The sequence below is a fragment of the Weizmannia agrestimuris genome, assembly GCF_943193165.1.
Lineage (GTDB): Bacteria > Bacillota > Bacilli > Bacillales > Bacillaceae_C > Weizmannia > Weizmannia faecalis.
Genome location: NZ_CALPDC010000055.1, coordinates 1 through 17,490, shown reverse-complemented (window position 1 = coordinate 17,490; position 17,490 = coordinate 1). Strand labels below are relative to the sequence as shown.

The window sequence follows — 17,490 nt, the reverse complement described above, 5'->3', positions numbered from 1 at the left end:
GCTAGTAAAAGCAACGATAAGTCGAGAAGCCCCCACTTCAATCAAACCGTAAGGTTGATAAGTGGAGGGTAGTTCACACACGGGCACGATAAAAATGATAAATAAAGGTTCCGGGTGCCTGCCGGGGCCAGGCCTGAAAAATATTTGGGGAATGACATGCACTCGTGACTATGATATAATATTTTATTGCGTATAACAGGAAAAAACAATACTAGGAGTGTTTTCATGTCAAATTATGAAGCAGGAAATGTATACACCGGAAAAGTGACCGGAATTAAGCCGTTCGGCGCGTTTGTAGCGCTTGATGAAGAGACACAAGGTCTTGTCCATATTTCCGAAATTAAACACGGGTATGTCAAAGATATTCACGATTATGTCCACATCGGGGATGAAGTCAAAGTAAAAGTGTTGTCGGTAGACGAAGAAAGCGGCAAAATCAGTCTTTCCATGAAAGCAACGGAAGAAGCGCCGCATCAAGACACAAGGAAACCGCGCCGGCGCCAAGGTGCCGTGAAAGCCGCCGAAGAGTCCGGAGAAGGTTTCAACACGCTGCGCGATAAGTTAAAAGAATGGATTGAAAAATCAAAACGTGAAGATTTGATTAAAAAATAATCGGGCGATTCCGGGCATACAGATTGTCCGGATTTTTTTATCCGAAAAACGCCGGGTCTGCGGGGGATAAATCCGGTGTATGGATCTCATTTCCGCCGTGAGCTGGCTACAAATCCCGCTTACGCCGCTGCCCAATTTAAAGTGCGATGCAAACCGCTTGTACGCGCAAGCCCGCCGGATGAATGGCGGGCGCCGCCGTTTCTATGCAGAATAGTTTCTTACCACGATTTGCCGGGTGAATCCGTCTGAAACCACGTGCCATGCTGCATGGCAGAATAGTTTGCCTAATGCGGGGAAATCTGCCCGCGTATTATTCTATATATAGCGGGATATAAATGGTCAATTCCGGTTCATCGCTTAAAGGTTCGTATGTTGCCGGATAATCTTCACGGTGCTCAAGCTGCCCCTGAAAGACGGTATAGCCGTTTTTCCTGATCCATTTATACAATTCGGCATACGCTTTTTGCACGCCTTTGCCTTTATATTTCGCAGCCGCAAATGTATACGAAGGAACAGTCAGGGCTGTCATGCCTTCCGGAACCGCTTCTATGTAGGCCACTTCGCGGACAAGGTAAAAGGAAAACAAGCCATCATCATCCTGCGGGTGGTAGGAAAGCCCGGTCACAACACCGGGATCGGTGCAATGGCGGATTTCCCCCATTTTTTGCTTAAATTGATGGAAAAATCTTTTGATATCCCCGTTTGCCGCCTGCTCGAAGGTACCGGTCCATTTGCTCCCGACCGCGTTAAATGCGTGTTTCTGAACAATTTGAATTTCCAATCTGCACACTTCCCCGCTAATCTTTATAGCTTCATTTTAAATGAAAAAAGAAGCGGGCGTAAAGGAAAAAAAGATAAAAAAACACAAAAAAGGCAGGCATGCTGCACTGCCTTTGCTACAATGAATACGGTTTCCAACGGTCGGATAACTTATCTCGTCGGTTTTGCCTGGGTAGTACGTTCCACTTCGGCATCCGGTTTGAAAAGCAGGCCGAGGTTAATCAGGCCGCAAATGCCGACAATGCCATAAATGACCCGGGAGATCGCGGAATTGTCCCCAAAAATGGCCGCTACCAGATCAAAGTTGAAAAAACCGATAAGGCCCCAATTGATCGCGCCGATAATCGTGAAAATTAACGCAATTCTTTGTACAATGCTCATTTTTTTACCTCCTTGTTCAATGTACAGGAATAGCATGGCAAGAATCCGCAAACATTATGCATGCAGGAAATGTGAGAAATTCGTTACATTCCTTGCGAAAAGGGTAAAGATTCGATAAAGTGGAGATGGTAAATCGATAACAGGAGGATCTGGACAATGACGCATATTCAGTTTGATTATTCAAAAGCGCTCGCGTTTTTTAACGAACATGAAATTACATACTTAAGCGAACCGATTCGATTGGCCCATAAGCTTTTACATGAAAAAACCGGTGTCGGCAATGATTTTACCGGCTGGCTGACATTACCAAAAGATTATGATAAAGAAGAATTCGCCCGTATCCAAAAAGCAGCGGCAAAAATCCAAAGTGATTCCGACGTGCTGCTTGTGATCGGGATCGGCGGTTCTTATCTTGGTGCCCGTGCCGCAATTGAAATGCTCAACCACAGCTTTATGAACGTGCTGCCGAAAGAAAAGCGCAAAAACCCGCAAATTTTCTTCGTCGGCAACAGCATCAGCTCCACCTATATGAAAGATTTAATGGACGTTCTGGAAGGAAAAGATTTCTCCATCAATGTCATTTCCAAATCCGGAACAACGACAGAACCGGCGATTGCTTTCCGTATTTTCAACAAACTGCTCATTGAAAAATACGGCGAAAAAGAAGCAAAAGGCCGCGTCTATGCGACAACAGACCGCGCAAAAGGGGCATTGAAAACGCTGGCTGATGCGGAAGGCTACGAAACATTCGTGATTCCGGATGATGTCGGCGGCCGTTACTCTGTGTTAACGCCTGTCGGTCTGCTTCCGATCGCAGTAAGCGGCGTTGATATCCAAGCGATGATGGACGGAGCAGCAAAAGCCGTTGATGATTTCTCAAACCCTGAAGTAGCGGAAAACATTGCCTATCAATATGCGGCTGTCCGCAATATTCTGTACCGCAAAGGCAAAACGATCGAAATGTTGATTAACTACGAACCGGGACTGCAATATTTCTCTGAATGGTGGAAACAATTATTCGGTGAAAGTGAAGGGAAAGACCAAAAAGGCATCTATCCTTCTTCCGCAAACTTCTCGACCGACTTGCATTCCCTTGGCCAGTATGTACAGGAAGGCCGCCGCGACTTGTTTGAAACGGTTGTAAAAGTAGAGCAGGCGCGCGAAGAACTGACAATTGAAAAAGAAGAAAACGATTTGGATGGTTTGAACTACTTGGCCGGCCGTACCGTTGACTTTGTGAATAACAAAGCATTTGAAGGTACATTGCTTGCCCATACAGACGGCGGCGTACCGAACCTGGTGGTCTCCATTCCGAAAACCGATGCATACACATTCGGCTACCTCGTTTACTTCTTTGAAAAAGCCTGTGCGGTAAGCGGCTATTTGAACGGCGTCAACCCGTTCGACCAGCCTGGTGTGGAAGCATATAAGAAAAACATGTTCGCACTCCTCGGCAAACCGGGCTATGAAGATTTGAAAGCAGAACTCGAAAAACGTTTGAAATAATGCAGAAAAAAAGCAGGGCAATGCCAGCCCTGCTTTTTTTCTTGGATAAGGCAAACGCAAGCCAAAACTTCCAGCTGATTCAGATGAAGCCGCTTCTCAAAACGAAGCAATCTTCGTAGTGCAGCATATCAGATGTAGCATAAGGTGCAAGCCGCTTTATAAAAATGCGCAATCTGCAAGGCACGGGATCAGCTGCTTTTCCAATTTGGCCGTCCACTGCTGAACATCCGCCTGCACCGGTTCTCGGTTATTTTATCGCCAATTCGCTGGAAAATTTTCCTGGCAAACTTTTGAATGGTTACTTGCCTTTTTCCAAAACGACAAACAAATGCTCTTCATCCGTAATGGTATAATCCAAGGGCGGATTGATCATGGTGTCATCCCCCGATTGGATGCCGATTAAAATTTTCCGCTCTTTTTGCAGCTGCCGGCTCAAATCTTTTACCGTCAAGTTTCGCCACTTCGGCTTCACCGGAATAAAGTCAAGGTGATTTTTTTCCTGCTGGTTCAATAACGACAAAAGCGTATCGGACATTCCGTTTGAAATCAGGCTGTTCAGCATGACAAAGCTTGCCTGTGTATTTGCCTGGATCACTTCATCCGCGCCCGCCCGCTTGGCATTTACAACCTGGTCGGCTGTCTGGATCTCCACAATACAATATGCATCCGGATTCAAGCCTTTGACGGCAAGCAGTGTCAGGACTGCGCCCATGTCTGCTTCCGTCTCCGTTTTATGCTGGTCGGACGTGATCAGCACCGCCTTCGCTGCCTTGACATTTGCTTTTTTCAGCGTCTCGTCCTGATACGGCTTTCCTTTTATAAAATAAACATTGTCATAAGGGTAAGGGTTGGATTCAAGTGTTTCATCCACCAATACAACGGGCTGCCGCTCTTTTAATTCCATGAGCTGCCCGATCACTTTTCTGGCGCGTTCGTTCCAGCCGATAATGACCATTTGTTTCCCTCCCGTAAACGCCGCTTTTCCTTCCAAAAAAGCGTTTTGCCGTGTAGCCGTTGCACCGGCCAGCGCCACGAAATAGGCAGACAGTATGCCGGCACCCGATAAAATGAGGATGATGCCGATCAGCCGGCCCGCCAAAGTGACCGGGTACAAATCCCCGTAACCGACCGTTGCCGTCGTGATAACGGCCCACCAAATACCGTCAAAAACCGTCGGGAAAGTTTTCGGCTCGACAAAATGGATAGCCAGCCCGAATGCAAAGATCACAGCAAGGGCCAAGTTCAATATCCGGACAATGATCGGCCAGCGTAAAAAACGGTAATAAAATAAATGAAACATACCGTCCACTTCCTTTTTTGGTATCTCCAATAGTATTCCCCGGCCTCAATGCGGAAAAACAAGGCGGCAAACGGGAAAATATTTTTTTAAAAAAATAGTTGCACGATCGTTTTTCGCATTGTATAATAACATTGTCGCTGATGAAAAACGGTGATCATGACAAAACGGGGCATTAGCTCAGTTGGGAGAGCGCTACATTCGCATTGTAGAGGTCGGCGGTTCGAATCCGCTATGCTCCATTCCCAACTTTATATCACGGGGCATTAGCTCAGCCGGGAGAGCGCTTGCATGGCATGCAAGAGGTCAGCGGTTCGAACCCGCTATGCTCCATACTGGAAAACGTCCAGCCTGTTACGGGTTGGACGTTTTTGCGTATATGCCTTTCTGATGAAAAATAAAATCAATTCCTGCGAAAAACTGTCCCGTTGGTGTACGCCATCAGACAAAAGCGGCAACAATTCGGAGAGAATTGTCCCCAGGCGAGCTCAATTAGACAAAAGCAGCAAGAACGTGGTTGGAAATGTCTAATTAGGCGTTCCAATTGGACAAAAGCGGCAAACACCCAGGGAGAACAGTCCCGTTGGTGATCCCAATTAGACAAAAACAGTAAACCTCCGAGTAGAATTGTCCAGATAGAGTCTCCAATTGGACAAAAGCGACGAACCTCCGTGGAGAACTGTCCCGATAGAGCATCCAATTAGATAAAAGCAGCTAACCCCGTGGAGAATTTATCCTTCATAAGCCTGATGAAAGACAAAACACAGGTCCATAGACGGCGAACTGTCCTTCATAAGGCCGATGAAAGACAAAACACCGGGCCATGAACGGTGAACTGTCCTTCATAAGACTGATGAAAGACAAAACACCTGCCAGGAGACGACGAACTGTCCTTCATAAGGCCGATGAAAGACAAAACACCTGCCGGGAAACGACGAACTGTCCTTCATAGGGCTTATGAAAGACAAAACACCGGCCAAAGAACAGCAAACTGTCCTTCATAGGGCTTATGAAAGACAAAACACCGGCCAAAGAACAGTGAACTGTCTTTCATAGAGCCGATGAAAGACAAAAGACTGGCCGGGAAACGACGAATCGTCCTTCATAGAGCCGATGAAAAACAAAAGACTGGCCGGGAAACGACGAATTGTCCTTCATAGAGCCGATGAAAAACAAAAGACTGGCCGGGAAACAGTGAACTGCCCTTCATAGGGCCGATGAAAGACAAAACACAGGTCCATGAACGCCAAACTGTCTTTCATTAGTTTGATGAAAGACAAAATATGAGCCCGGGAACAAAGAATTGTCCCACTAGAGCCCTCCAATCCGACAAAAGCCGCAAGCTCGGATCCCAGAGCTGCTTTCCCGGCTGCCAAATCCTTTTTATCATGTTCCCGCTTTGCCTCACATATATTTTTACCAAATCCCTGAAGGAAGGAGGTGCGGCCTTGCTTGTCCTTAATGGATGTGATGTCCTCAAAGCAGCCTCCATGCAGGAAATGATTGCGGCTGTAGAAAAAGCATACCGCATCTATGAAGAAAACGGTTATCAAATGCCGCTGCGCACGCATTTTACCATCCGGGACAACTCCGTCCTTTTCATGCCGTGCAGCACAAATGAGGCAGCCGGCGCAAAAATCGTCTCCGTTTTCCCGGACAACAAGGACCGGCCGGTGACCCAGGGTGCTGTGCTGCTCGTCGACAGCAGGAATGGATCCATGAAAACGCTCATGGACGGCACGGTTTTAACCGGGCTCCGGACCGGGGCAATCGGCGGGGCGGCGGCAAAATATCTTGCGCCAGGCGATGCCAAAACAGCCGGGCTTATCGGAACGGGTTATCAAGGGCTATATCAGCTTGCCGGTGTTTGCACCGCACGCAACATCGAAAACATTTTTTTATTCAACCGGACACCTTCTAACATTCCTCCGTTTATTCGCCGGTTCAAAACGCTCATTCCAAATATCCCGGTTCATATTGCCAAATCCGCCCGTGAACTTGCCGAAAACGTCGATATCCTCATTACGGCAACATCATCTGCCACACCTGTACTGCCGGAAGAAGACCTTTACGACGGAAAGCTTGTCATTGGTATTGGCTCATACCAGCCGCATATGCGCGAATTTCCTGATGCGCTTCTAAAAAACTTGAAATCGATATATATCGACTCGCACGATGCCGCAAAGGAAAGCGGGGATGTAGACAGCCGGCTTGAAACCATTCCGTTTTCCAAAATTGTCACACAAAAAGTAAAACCGGATCCAAACGCGCTACAGGTTTTTAAATCAACAGGCATGGCCCTGTTTGACCTGGTAGCTGCAGAAACGGTTTATAAAAAAGCCATTCAGCTTGGAATCGGGCAAATGCTCGATTTTTAAAGGGGGAACAACACATGGAAAAATATTTGAATTACATTGATGGCGAGTGGTGCGAACCGTCAACGGGAAAATTTGCCCCGGTTGTAAATCCTGCAAACGGGAAAACATTGGGCGAAGTGGCGCAATCCGCCGAACCGGACCTTGACCGTGCCGTCCAGGCTGCCAAAAGCGCGCAAAGCGTGTGGCGGCTCGTCCCGGCACCTGAGCGCGCAAACTATTTATACAAAGTCGGGGAACTGTTAAAACAAAGAAAAGAACAGATCGCGCGCACGCTTACAAGCGAAATGGGCAAGGTGATTGATGAAGCGCGCGGGGAAGTACAGGAAGCGATCGACATGGCCTTTTACATGGCAGGGGAAGGAAGGCGCCAATTTGGCGATACCGTGCCATCTGAGCTGCAAAATAAATTTGCGATGAGCATCCGTGTGCCAGTTGGCGTTGCCGGGCTGATCACACCGTGGAATTTTCCAATCGCCATTGCCTCCTGGAAATCACTTCCGGCACTTGTAACGGGGAATGCGGTGATTTGGAAGCCAGCCACGGAAACGCCGGCAACAGCGTGTGCATTTGTGAAAATTTATGAAGAAGCGGGGCTCCCAAAAGGGCTTGTCAATCTTGTCAACGGCTCCGGTTCCGTGATTGGTGAAGCGATGGTGGAACATCCGGGCATCGGTCTCATCTCTTTTACCGGGTCGAATGAAGTCGGGCGTAAAATCAATGAACGAGCAGGCGGCCTTCTGAAACGAACTTCGCTTGAAATGGGCGGGAAGAACGCAGTGATTGTTATGGATGATGCGGATCTCGATCTTGCGGTGGACGGCATCCTTTGGGGCGCATTCGGCACGAGCGGGCAAAGGTGCACGGCCACAAGCCGGGTCATTGTCCATGAAAAGATCAAAGATGCACTGGAGGAAAAGCTGATTCGGCGAACGGCGGAACTGAAAATCGGCGACGGCCTTGATGAAACGGTGGCAGTCGGCCCGGTTATCAATGCAGAAGCGCTTAACCGCATCCACCAGTATGTCGAAATTGGTAAAAAAGAGGGGGCAAGGCTGCTTACGGGTGGGCGCATTTTGCCGGGAAAAGGATACTACTATGCGCCGACTGTTTTTACGGATGTCAGCCCGGAAATGGTCATTGCACAGGAAGAAATTTTCGGCCCGGTTGTTTCGATCATTCCAGTGGCAAGCCTTGAAGAAGCGATTGCTGTTAACAACAGCGTCACTTTTGGGCTGTCGAGCGGTATTTTTACAAAAGATGTGAACAAAGCTTTTCAGGCGATGCGTGATTTGGATACCGGGATTGTCTACATCAATGCCGGGACGACAGGGGCTGAAATCCATCTGCCGTTCGGCGGGACAAAAGGAACGGGCAACGGACACCGTGACTCGGGGCCGGCAGCACTTGATGTATACACGGAATGGAAGGCCGTGTATGTCGATTTCAGCGGGAAACTGCAGCGCGCCCAGATCGATAACAATTAAATCCCATTGTGGACCGGGCAGCAGCGCGAAAACGGATTAGCACATCATTGCATGCTTGGCAGGTAAAAAGTGCCATGCTTTATCTTCGCGCCAACAGGAACAGGGGCAAAATGATCAGCATGAATGTTTAAGATTTTCCAAACTACAAGATGAAAGTGAAATCAGACGTACGCGATATCAAAATCGACAACAATTAGCGCCCATGCATGCAGCGCCATCAGTGGATTGGCAAAGACAAAAAAGAGAGGTCGACAACAATTAGACGCCCATGCCGCACTGAACGCGGCACTAGCAAAAGAATGAAAATCAGCCGGCACATATTTTTAGGATAGAGGCCCATGCTTATGGGCCAACGGGAGAATAAAAATCAGCGATGCATATTTTCAGGGTAGACGCCCATGCCGCACTGAACGCGGCTCTAGCAAAAGAATGAAAGTTAGCCGGCACATATTTTCAGGATAGAGGCCCGTGCATACGGCGCCAGCGGAAGAATGAGGCGACTATTTTTAGAATAGAGGCGGGATGGGATGAAAAACAAAGCGGATGTGATCATTGTTGGCGGCGGGATTATCGGTTCGAGTGTGGCGTACCATTTGCTCGCGGATGGATTTGCCGGCAGAATCATTGTATTTGAAAAGGATCCTTCGTATGCATATGCCTCAACCCCGCGGAGCGCAGGCGGCATCCGGCAGCTTTTTACAACGGCGGTCAATATTCAAATGAGCCGGTACAGCCTTAAAGCCTATCAAAATTTTGCCCGTGATATGGCAATCGACAGCGAAACGTTTGAAATTGATTTGAAACAGCGCGGATACTTATTTCTGGCGTCAGAAAAAATGATGCCGCATTTTAAAAAGCATTTGAAACTCCAGCACCAAAACGGCGTCTCATCTGAATGGCTCGGAAAAAAAGAACTGCTAGGGCTCATTCCCGAACTCAGCACGCGTGATCTTGCAGGCGGGCTGTATTGCGCGGAAAGCGGGTATTTGGACCCGTACACGGCGATGCAAGGGTTTATAAAAAATGCGAAACATCTCGGCGCGGAGTATATGTATGAAGAAGTGGACCGCTTTTTAGCGGAAGAGGGCCGGATAAAAGGCGTGCAGCTCAAGGATGGCCGGGCGTTTTTTGCGCCTGTTGTCGTGAACTGTGCGGGCGCCTGGGCTTCCGGACTGAGCAGCAAAGCCGGATTGCTACTTCCGGTTATACCGGTACCGCGGCGGATTTTTATGTTTGATGTGGAAAAACCGCTCGCAAAACCGTTGCCGCTGACGATGGATCTGACCGGTGTCTATTTTAGGCACGAGGGGCGCAAAATCATTGCCGGATACGGGGAAGAGGAAAAGCCGGCGATCGACTTCAGCTGGAAGCGGTCCGAATTTGAGGAGCAGATTTGGCCTATTCTCGCTGGCCGCATCCCGAATTTTGAAAAGGTAAAAGTCGAACGCGGCTGGGCCGGCCTTTATGACTACAATACGGCCGACCATAATGCCATCATCGGCGAGCATCCGGAAATGAAAGGGTATTTTGTCGCATTCGGGTTCAGCGGGCACGGCATGCAGCAGGCACCGGCCGTCGGAAAGGGGCTGTCGGACCTGATCCGGACCGGAAAGTATGAAACCATTGATCTTACACCGCTCCGGGTCGAACGGTTTGCAGAAAACGACCTTGTTACAGAAGATGCCATTTATTAAAAGGGCATCTTCTGTTTTTGCCTCATTTTCCAAACTACATGGTATAGTTATAATAACGGAAAGGGAGGGAATACAATGGAGAAACATTACGATGTTATTGTCGTTGGTGCCGGTTCAATGGGAATGGCAGCCGGTTATTTTCTGGCAAGGCAAGGTGTAAAAACGCTTTTGCTGGATGCTTTTGACCCGCCGCATACATCCGGCAGCCACCACGGCGAAACGAGAATCATCCGCCATGCCTACGGGGAAGGACGGGATTACGTGCCGCTCGTGTTGCGGGCGCAAACGCTTTGGGATGAACTGGAAAAGGCATCCGGAGAAAAGATTTTTGCCAAGACCGGCGTCCTCAGTTTCAGCCCGGAGGATCATGCGGCCTTTTTAAACGAAGCAATCGAAAGCGCAAATACATACAACCTCCCGATTAAAATGATGACCGGTGCGGAAGTGGAAAAACGCTGGCCTGGCATTTCACTTCCCGCTGGCTTCCAGGCCATTTATGAACCGGATGCCGGCGTCCTGTTTCCCGAAAATTGTATCCGCGCCTACCGTAAACTGGCGGAAGCAAAAGGTGCGCGCTTGCTTGCCAATACCCGGGTTACAGATTTGAAAACCGACGGACAAACTGTCACCGTTGTAACAGAAACCGGCACATTCACCGCTGAAAAATGCATTGTCAGCGGCGGTGCGTGGAACGGGAAATTGCTTGAAAACTTAGGGCTCAATTTGCCGCTTCAGCCGGTCCGGAAAACGGTCGGCTGGTTTGAAGCGGACGAAGCGCTGTTCAATGCAGATGTGTTTCCGGCTTTTACAATGGACGGATACGAAGGAACATACTACGGTTTTCCAAGTTTTAATGGAAGCGGCGTGAAAGTCGGGCGCCATGACGGCGGGCAGGCGGCAGACCCTGATACAATGAACCGGGAATTTGGCGCATACCGTGAAGACGAAGGAGATATCCGGGCCTTTTTGAAAACATACATGCGGGGGGCAGCCGGCCGCTTAAAAAAGGGAAAAGTATGCTTGTACACCAATACGCCGGATGAACATTTCATCATCGATACCCATCCTGTATATCCCAATGTGGCCATAGCCGCAGGATTTTCAGGACACGGCTTTAAATTTGCAAGCAGTGTCGGAGAGATGCTCAGCCAAATGGTGTTAAAAGAAAATGCCGAAAGCCCATTGCCGCTTTTTTCAATTAACCGGGCGGCTCTTGCATGATCATCATCGCAGCGTACACAGCCGGACAGAAAAAAATAGTTTTTTTCATGAAGGAGGAAAAATGTTTTTATCGTATCCGATTTTATCCGCTTTACTTGGAATGCTTGTAGCACAAATCATAAAAGTGCCCATTCATTTCATCACATCAGGGAAATTTGACTGGAGAATGGCGTTCAGTACAGGCGGAATGCCCAGTTCGCATACCTCGATGGTCATTGCCCTTACAACGGCGATCGGGCTGACTTCCGGATTCGGTTCCAATGCCTTTGCCATCAGCATCGTGTTTTCATCCATTGTCATTTACGATGCCACCGGTGTGCGCAGGCAGGCCGGCTTCCATGCAGAAGTGCTGAACCGCCTGCTCGCCGACTTTAACCGCCTCATGGAGACAATGAAAGATCCGGAGACAACAAATGCGGAATCCCGGCAGAAACTGAAAGAACTTTTAGGGCATAAACCGGCAGAAGTATTTTTCGGGATCATTACGGGCATCCTCACTGCCGTGTTGGCATTCATATTTTATCCGTTTTAAAATCGCAAAAAAAGAAAGGCGGCGAAAAGAGACAACGCCATTAAAAAAGTGATTTTGTATTACCGTGCATACAACATATAGAATGCAAAAAGACGTTGAAACACAAATAGCAGGAGTGTGTCAACGTCTTTTTTATTTTTGCAGTGCTTTTTCAGTGGCTTCAAAGAGACAACGCCGCCTTTTAAATTGGGCTTGGAAAGGATGCCAAACATGATTTTAGGAAAAGCTCTGCGCACCTTCAACATGCGGATGGCCGGGGCCGGATGCGTCAATAAACGTTATCCCCGCAGCAGCGATTCCGTCCCGTCGATATAGATGTCTGTGCCGCTGATATGGCTGGAATCGTCCGATGCAAGGAACAAAACAAGATCGGCAACTTCTTCCGGTTTTCCCGGCCTTCCGGAAAGCGGCTGGTCGCCTTCAGGAAATTCAATCGGAATTTGCACCTTTTCCAGTTCTTCCGTACGGTTCGTATTTTGCTCAATTTTTGTTTCAATCGCTCCCGGGCAAACGGCATTGACCCGGATTTTATAGCGGGCAAGTTCCAAAGCTGCCATTTTCATAAACGCTACCTGCCCGGCTTTTGAACTGCTGTAAGCGGACATGCCGATGTTCGAAAAAATGCGGTTGCCGTTGATCGAGCTCGTGATGATGATACTGCCGCCCCTATTTTTCATATGCGGGATGGCATATTTTGTGAGGAGAAAAGTCCCTTTTAAATTGGTCGACAACGTTTTTTCCCAGTCATCCGGGGTCAAGTCTTCAATCGGTGCCACGGTCCCGTTAATGCCGGCATTCGAGAATACGATATCAAGCCGGTCCCATTCCCTGACTGTCTTGTCAACAGCCGTTTTCACCTGTTCCGGATCAGTGACATCGACTTCCAAAGCCATCGCTTCCCCGCCATTTTGTTCAATCCGTCTTTTGACCTCATCCGCCCGTTTCTGTTCAATATCCATTACGCAAACTTTTGCGCCTTCTGCAGCAAGTTTCAAGGCGGACGCTTCCCCGATGCCGGAACCGCCGCCGGTTATAATCGCTACTTTATCTTTCAATCTCATCTTCACTTACTCCTCTCCGATGGAATACGACAGTAGTTTACCCGTTCTTCAACTGTTTGTAACAGACAGGCTCGAAAAGAGAAGCCGGGCTTTGCCGGAAAAGCATGACGAAGGGGTCAAAATGGAAGAAGGGGAACATTCGATTGGGTGTTTTCCTAGGCCAAATGGTATGCGCTGCTGTTTAGGGTAAGGCATTGGCGTTCGGAAAAACGGCCGTTTCCATGCACCGGAACAATGCCGGTTCTTTGTTTTTCTCCTCTTTTCCATGTAAGATAAAAATAGAATATTTTTCTAGACAGATTGGTTTAAAAGGGGGTTGGATGATATGATCGGAAATGTCGCCGTTGTCATTCCGGCACTGAATCCGGAAGCGCAGCTCGTCCATTATGCCGATCGCCTGCTCGCAAAAGGAGCGGCGCGGATTATTGTCGTGGACGATGGAAGCAGTCCGGCATGTGCGCCGATTTTTCAGATGCTGTCGCAAAAAGAGAGATGCACCGTGCTCCATCATCCGGCGAACCGCGGGAAGGGGCGTGCGCTGAAAACAGCTTTTGCCCATATTTTGGCGCATCACGGCAGCCTTTCCGGTGTGGTCACAGCAGATTGTGACGGCCAGCACAGTCCGGAAGATGTTGAAAAAATGGCAGCAAGCCTCCGGCAAAATCCGCATAGCATCATTCTTGGCGCACGCGATTTCAGCCTGGAGCATGTGCCGCCCAAAAGCCGGTTCGGCAATCGTTTGACAAGCTTTCTCTTTAAAGCCCTGTACGGCGCAGAGATCGGCGATACGCAGACAGGCTTGCGCGGCATCCCGAAGCAGGAGCTCGGCTGGCTGCTGGCGCTGAAAGGCGAACGGTTTGAGTATGAAATGAACATGCTCATTTATGCGAGAAAAATGAACGTAAAAATCCGGGAAGTGCCGATCCGCACCATTTATTTTAACCGCAACGAAGGTACCCATTACCGGCCGGTTAAAGATTCGTTGAAAATCTTCCGTAAAATCATATCCGGGCTTTTTTATTATGCTTTTCCCGCACTGATCTTTTTAATCGCAGATATACTCAGTTTCTCGCTTTTATACCGGTATGTCCTGGCAGGGATTCCGCATGTATGGAAAGTGCTCGCGGCCACTGCTGCCTCACAGGTGGTTGCCTTTGCCGTCTTTCTTATGGTCAAATACAGGCTTTTAAAATGGAAACGATTTTTAGTCCGGTACTTGATGGCATGCCTGTTGTTCATCGTGGTCTCTTTCTTATTCATCGAAGCCGGATCCGGTCTGCTTCAATTTGATCCCGTGCTGGCAAAAACGATTGCAAGCCTTTTTCTTGCCCTTTTCTTCTACCAGCTCCAGCTTCATTGGGGGATTTTTTCCGGCTATCCGGAATATGGGCAACTGGCAGGGGAGAGGCGCCATGGCTAAAGGTTACGGACTATTTTTTAAATCAGTGCGCCAACTTGTACGTTTCGTTTATCCGTCCTACAAAGCGCAAATTTCCGGGGAAATTGCCGGACCGGCTGTTTATGTTTCACATCATCGCAATTTATTCGGCCCGTTTGTTACATTGCTTTGGTATCCGGAATTTATCCGCACCTGGATTTTGCACGTTTTTCTTGACCGAAAATCTTGCAGCAGGCAATACGCCGATTACACGTTCACAAAAAGATTCGGCTTGCCGCGGGCTTTGGCGAACCCGGCCGCCTTTTTTCTGTCATTCGGAATCACGAAGCTGCTGAAATCCGGGAGAGGCATTCCCGTTTTCCGGAGCTCGCGCAAAATCATCCGGACGTTTCAGGAAAGCGTCGAAGCATTAAAGAACGGGGAGAGCATCGCCATTTATCCCGATATTGACTACACAGACAACGCGGCGGGTGTAAAAGGGATGTACGAGGGTTTCCTGTATTTGGAAAAATATTTTTACAAAGCAACCGGCCGCCACGTCCAGTTTGTCCCTTTGTACGCCAGCAAGACGAAACGATTGCTTGTTACAGGCACGCCGGTTTTTTTCCGGGAAGGGGAAGATTTCCGGACGGAGAAGGAAGTGGTATATGAAAAATTGCACAAGGCATTGAACCGGCTCGCAGCGCAGTACGGCGAATAGCAGGCAAAAAAACGGCAGGGGCATGCTCCGCCGTTTTTTACTGCAAAATGAATTCTGTTCCGTCGCTATAGATGCCTTCCGTTTCGGCTTTGGTCCTAAAGCCGGGCCAGCCCCCAATATCAAAAACTTTCAAAAACAACGAATTCAAGCCTTTGCCTAAAGCTTTTGCGGGATGGTTCCGATACCTAATAAGTGAGAATGTACAACGAAGGGGAGACAGCATTGAAAAAGCAAAAGAAATTCATTCCGCTCACCGTCAAATGGGGCGGCCTGATTTGCGCCGCCATTTTGATATCCATTTTGGCGACGGTCGGACTGGAATATGCCACCACAAGCCATCTGTTAAAAACGAAAAACCGCGGCGTCAACCAAATGGTCGCAAATGAAGCGGCATCGCAGGTCGAAGCAGGGCTTGCAAAATACGAAACGTCACTTGACGAGCTGGCCGGCCTTGTCGAAACGGATCTCCAGCGGAAAAACAAGATGCAGGACATTGAAGCTGAAATCAAATCGGTCCAGACACGGAATAAGCAACTCGCTTCCGCTTATTATATGGATTTCCAGACCGGGAAACTCCATATTTCCCCGTATGCAAAACTTAATCTGGATGTGCGCAATACGAATACATACCGCTATTTGCAGAAAAAGCCGCAACTTCAGTGGATGGATATTTATAAAGACAAGGTGACAGGCGCCATTATGACGTCTGTTGTCGCGCCGGTTTTTTCCGGCGGGAGGATGGCCGGCGCCGTCGGATATGACATCAATTTATCCGAAATGGGCAAGATCCGGGCAGACATCGAACACGATTCAAACAACAAACTTGCGATTTTTGATGCGAAGGGCGTGATCGTGACGTCGTTTTTAAAAAACGGCGACGGGAAAAATGCCAGGCCGGCAAACAGCGGAAAAGTAGAAGGGGTAAAAGATATTGAAAGCAGCACCCGACTCGAAAAAGATTTCGCTTTTGCCGAAAAAATTTATAGCCAAAAGACGGCGGCCGCAACTTTTCACTGGAACGGGGCAGGGTATGATGTCTATGCCACAACGATCCCGAAAACCGGCTGGAAAGTAGCCTCGTTTAACCCGCAGTCCGAGTTCAGCGCCCAGATTGGCAAAATAAAGAAGATGGGCCTTCTTTCAATCGGGATCGGGCTTTTAATCGGCATTGTCTTTGCTGTGTTGATTGCCGGCCGGCTCGTGAAGATTATCAAAAACTTGCAGCAAGTCCTGGCCAAAACGGCGGAAGGGGATCTGGTTACAGCGTTTGCGTTCCGCTCCAATGATGAGATCGGGGAACTGGCCAAAAGTTACAACGCCATGCTTCACAATATGCGCAGCCTGATTGCAAAAGTGAGGGACAGTGTCGACGCCGTGAACAAGTCCACTGCCGGCCTTCGTACGGTGACAAAAGAAAATGAAGCGGCTGTGACGGATGTTTCTAAGGCGGTGGAAGATATCGCGGCAGGCGCAGCCAACCAGTCCGATCATATTGAAACCGGATCAAATGCAATGCGCGATTTGGGCGGCGAAATCGAAAAACTCGCCGCACAATCGCAGGTCATTGAAAGCGCGGTGGATCAAGCAGAAACAGAGATCAAATCCGGTACGAAACAGGTCGATAATCTCGAAGCCTCTTATCAAAAACTGGAACAGGCTTTTGAAAGAGTCACATCGATGATGGCCGGGCTGAATGAAAAATCGAAATCAATCGCACAAGTCGCGGATGTGATCACGCAAATCGCAGAACAGACGAATCTATTGTCATTAAATGCCTCGATTGAAGCGGCGCGCGCCGGTGAAAACGGGAAAGGATTTGCCGTAGTGGCCAATGAAGTGCGCAGTCTGGCCGAGCAGTCGAAACAGTCGGCAAAAGATATCCGGGCAACGATTGCGGACGTGCTCCAAGACATGAAAGAACTGGTGGACGTCGTGGGGGAAACAAATGAAATCAGCACCGGGCAGAAAAAAGCGGTCAACTCCGTGAGCACTTCGATTGCCGTTTTGGCCGAAGGATTGGAGAAGATGCTCAGCTCAATTAAACAGGAAGCTGAATCGATCCGCTCGATCGGGGAGCAAAAAGATGCCGTTGTCCAAATGATTGAAGACCTGTCCGCCGTTTCCCAGCAAACTGCCGCCGCTTCAGAAGAAATTTCATCTTCCATGGAAGAACAAGCCGCCTCAGCCGGCGAACTCTCCCGCTACACAGAAAAACTGTTCACCCTCACGGAGGAACTGGAGAGGGAGATTGGGGAGTTTACAATTAAAAAATGATACAGGAGGGGAGTGAAAGCCGTGCTTGCACTCCCTGATTTTTGCCTGCTGCATCCAGATGAATAAAATACATTACGGGAATAACAGACGGTTTTTGTATGTGTAAAATTTTACTCGAAGGGGCAAATGAGTGGAAAAAAATGGGAAGACACTCTATCATCTAAATGTACA

Annotated in this window: 15 protein-coding genes and 2 tRNA genes; 13 read left to right on the top strand and 4 right to left on the bottom strand. The window is 48.6% G+C overall.

The annotated features are described in order from the left end of the window. Positions 1 to 225 precede the first annotated feature (225 nt). Together yugI and NFR98_RS15790 are read left to right on the top strand one after the other, a co-directional pair. The gene (yugI, locus tag NFR98_RS14245) at positions 226 to 612 is read left to right on the top strand and encodes a S1 domain-containing post-transcriptional regulator GSP13 (RefSeq protein ID WP_013860098.1); all 387 of its coding nucleotides are present in this window, start codon (positions 226 to 228) and stop codon (positions 610 to 612) included. Positions 613 to 691: 79 nt separating this feature from the next. Continuing rightward, a complete protein-coding gene (locus tag NFR98_RS15790) occupies positions 692 to 826 on the top strand; it encodes a hypothetical protein (RefSeq protein WP_017553441.1) in 135 nt (44 codons plus the stop codon). Between the two features lie 96 nt (positions 827 to 922). On the opposite strand, the gene NFR98_RS14240 is transcribed toward NFR98_RS15790, so the two are convergent. Further along, positions 923 to 1,402: a GyrI-like domain-containing protein gene (locus tag NFR98_RS14240; RefSeq protein WP_235430872.1), complete on the bottom strand. Its 480-nt coding sequence runs from the start codon at positions 1,400 to 1,402 to the stop codon at positions 923 to 925. 140 nt (positions 1,403 to 1,542) lie between these two features. Then, positions 1,543 to 1,773 (bottom strand): DUF378 domain-containing protein, encoded by a 231-nt coding sequence (locus tag NFR98_RS14235; protein ID WP_013860096.1) that lies wholly within the window; start codon positions 1,771 to 1,773, stop codon positions 1,543 to 1,545. Positions 1,774 to 1,929: 156 nt separating this feature from the next. Here NFR98_RS14235 and NFR98_RS14230 point away from each other — a divergent pair, with 156 nt between their 5' ends. Continuing rightward, positions 1,930 to 3,279, top strand: a complete 1,350-nt coding sequence (locus tag NFR98_RS14230; protein WP_013860095.1) for a glucose-6-phosphate isomerase — start codon at positions 1,930 to 1,932, stop codon at positions 3,277 to 3,279. Between the two features lie 298 nt (positions 3,280 to 3,577). Here the strand turns inward: NFR98_RS14230 and NFR98_RS14225 are convergent, their stop codons facing one another. Beyond that, entirely contained in the window at positions 3,578 to 4,579 is a 1,002-nt protein-coding gene (locus NFR98_RS14225) for an NAD-binding protein (RefSeq protein ID WP_046722001.1), read from the bottom strand. Between the two features lie 166 nt (positions 4,580 to 4,745). Here NFR98_RS14225 and NFR98_RS14220 point away from each other — a divergent pair. The 7 genes from NFR98_RS14220 (at position 4,746) to NFR98_RS14190 (ending at position 11,885) form a co-directional block, all read left to right on the top strand. Then, a tRNA-Ala gene (locus NFR98_RS14220) sits at positions 4,746 to 4,818 on the top strand. Between the two features lie 18 nt (positions 4,819 to 4,836). Next, positions 4,837 to 4,909 (top strand) — tRNA-Ala (locus tag NFR98_RS14215). Between the two features lie 1,115 nt (positions 4,910 to 6,024). After that, the gene (locus NFR98_RS14210; RefSeq protein WP_251460438.1) at positions 6,025 to 6,954 is read left to right on the top strand and encodes an ornithine cyclodeaminase family protein; all 930 of its coding nucleotides are present in this window, start codon (positions 6,025 to 6,027) and stop codon (positions 6,952 to 6,954) included. Between the two features lie 14 nt (positions 6,955 to 6,968). After that, positions 6,969 to 8,438 carry an aldehyde dehydrogenase family protein gene (locus NFR98_RS14205; protein WP_251460436.1) on the top strand — a complete coding sequence of 490 codons (1,470 nt, stop codon included), beginning with the start codon at positions 6,969 to 6,971 and terminating at the stop codon, positions 8,436 to 8,438. 527 nt (positions 8,439 to 8,965) lie between these two features. Beyond that, entirely contained in the window at positions 8,966 to 10,132 is a 1,167-nt protein-coding gene (locus tag NFR98_RS14200; RefSeq protein WP_014097582.1) for an NAD(P)/FAD-dependent oxidoreductase, read from the top strand. Positions 10,133 to 10,207: 75 nt separating this feature from the next. Further along, positions 10,208 to 11,353, top strand: a complete 1,146-nt coding sequence (solA, locus tag NFR98_RS14195) for an N-methyl-L-tryptophan oxidase (RefSeq protein WP_014097583.1) — start codon at positions 10,208 to 10,210, stop codon at positions 11,351 to 11,353. Between the two features lie 61 nt (positions 11,354 to 11,414). Then, positions 11,415 to 11,885 carry a divergent PAP2 family protein gene (locus NFR98_RS14190; protein ID WP_017554802.1) on the top strand — a complete coding sequence of 157 codons (471 nt, stop codon included), beginning with the start codon at positions 11,415 to 11,417 and terminating at the stop codon, positions 11,883 to 11,885. 278 nt (positions 11,886 to 12,163) lie between these two features. Here NFR98_RS14190 and NFR98_RS14185 read toward each other — a convergent pair whose 3' ends face one another. Continuing rightward, the gene (locus NFR98_RS14185) at positions 12,164 to 12,946 is read right to left on the bottom strand and encodes an SDR family oxidoreductase (protein ID WP_014097585.1); all 783 of its coding nucleotides are present in this window, start codon (positions 12,944 to 12,946) and stop codon (positions 12,164 to 12,166) included. 325 nt (positions 12,947 to 13,271) lie between these two features. Between NFR98_RS14185 and NFR98_RS14180 the strand changes: the two genes are divergently transcribed. The 3 genes from NFR98_RS14180 to NFR98_RS14170 all read left to right on the top strand — a co-directional run bounded on the left by NFR98_RS14180 (position 13,272) and on the right by NFR98_RS14170 (position 17,319). Beyond that, positions 13,272 to 14,366: a glycosyltransferase family 2 protein gene (locus tag NFR98_RS14180; RefSeq protein WP_014097586.1), complete on the top strand. Its 1,095-nt coding sequence runs from the start codon at positions 13,272 to 13,274 to the stop codon at positions 14,364 to 14,366. Next, positions 14,359 to 15,045 carry a lysophospholipid acyltransferase family protein gene (locus NFR98_RS14175; protein WP_014097587.1) on the top strand — a complete coding sequence of 229 codons (687 nt, stop codon included), beginning with the start codon at positions 14,359 to 14,361 and terminating at the stop codon, positions 15,043 to 15,045. Before NFR98_RS14180 ends, NFR98_RS14175 begins: the two co-directional genes overlap by 8 nt. Positions 15,046 to 15,267: 222 nt before the next feature. Then, positions 15,268 to 17,319 (top strand): methyl-accepting chemotaxis protein, encoded by a 2,052-nt coding sequence (locus tag NFR98_RS14170; RefSeq protein ID WP_014097588.1) that lies wholly within the window; start codon positions 15,268 to 15,270, stop codon positions 17,317 to 17,319. Positions 17,320 to 17,490: the final 171 nt, after the last annotated feature.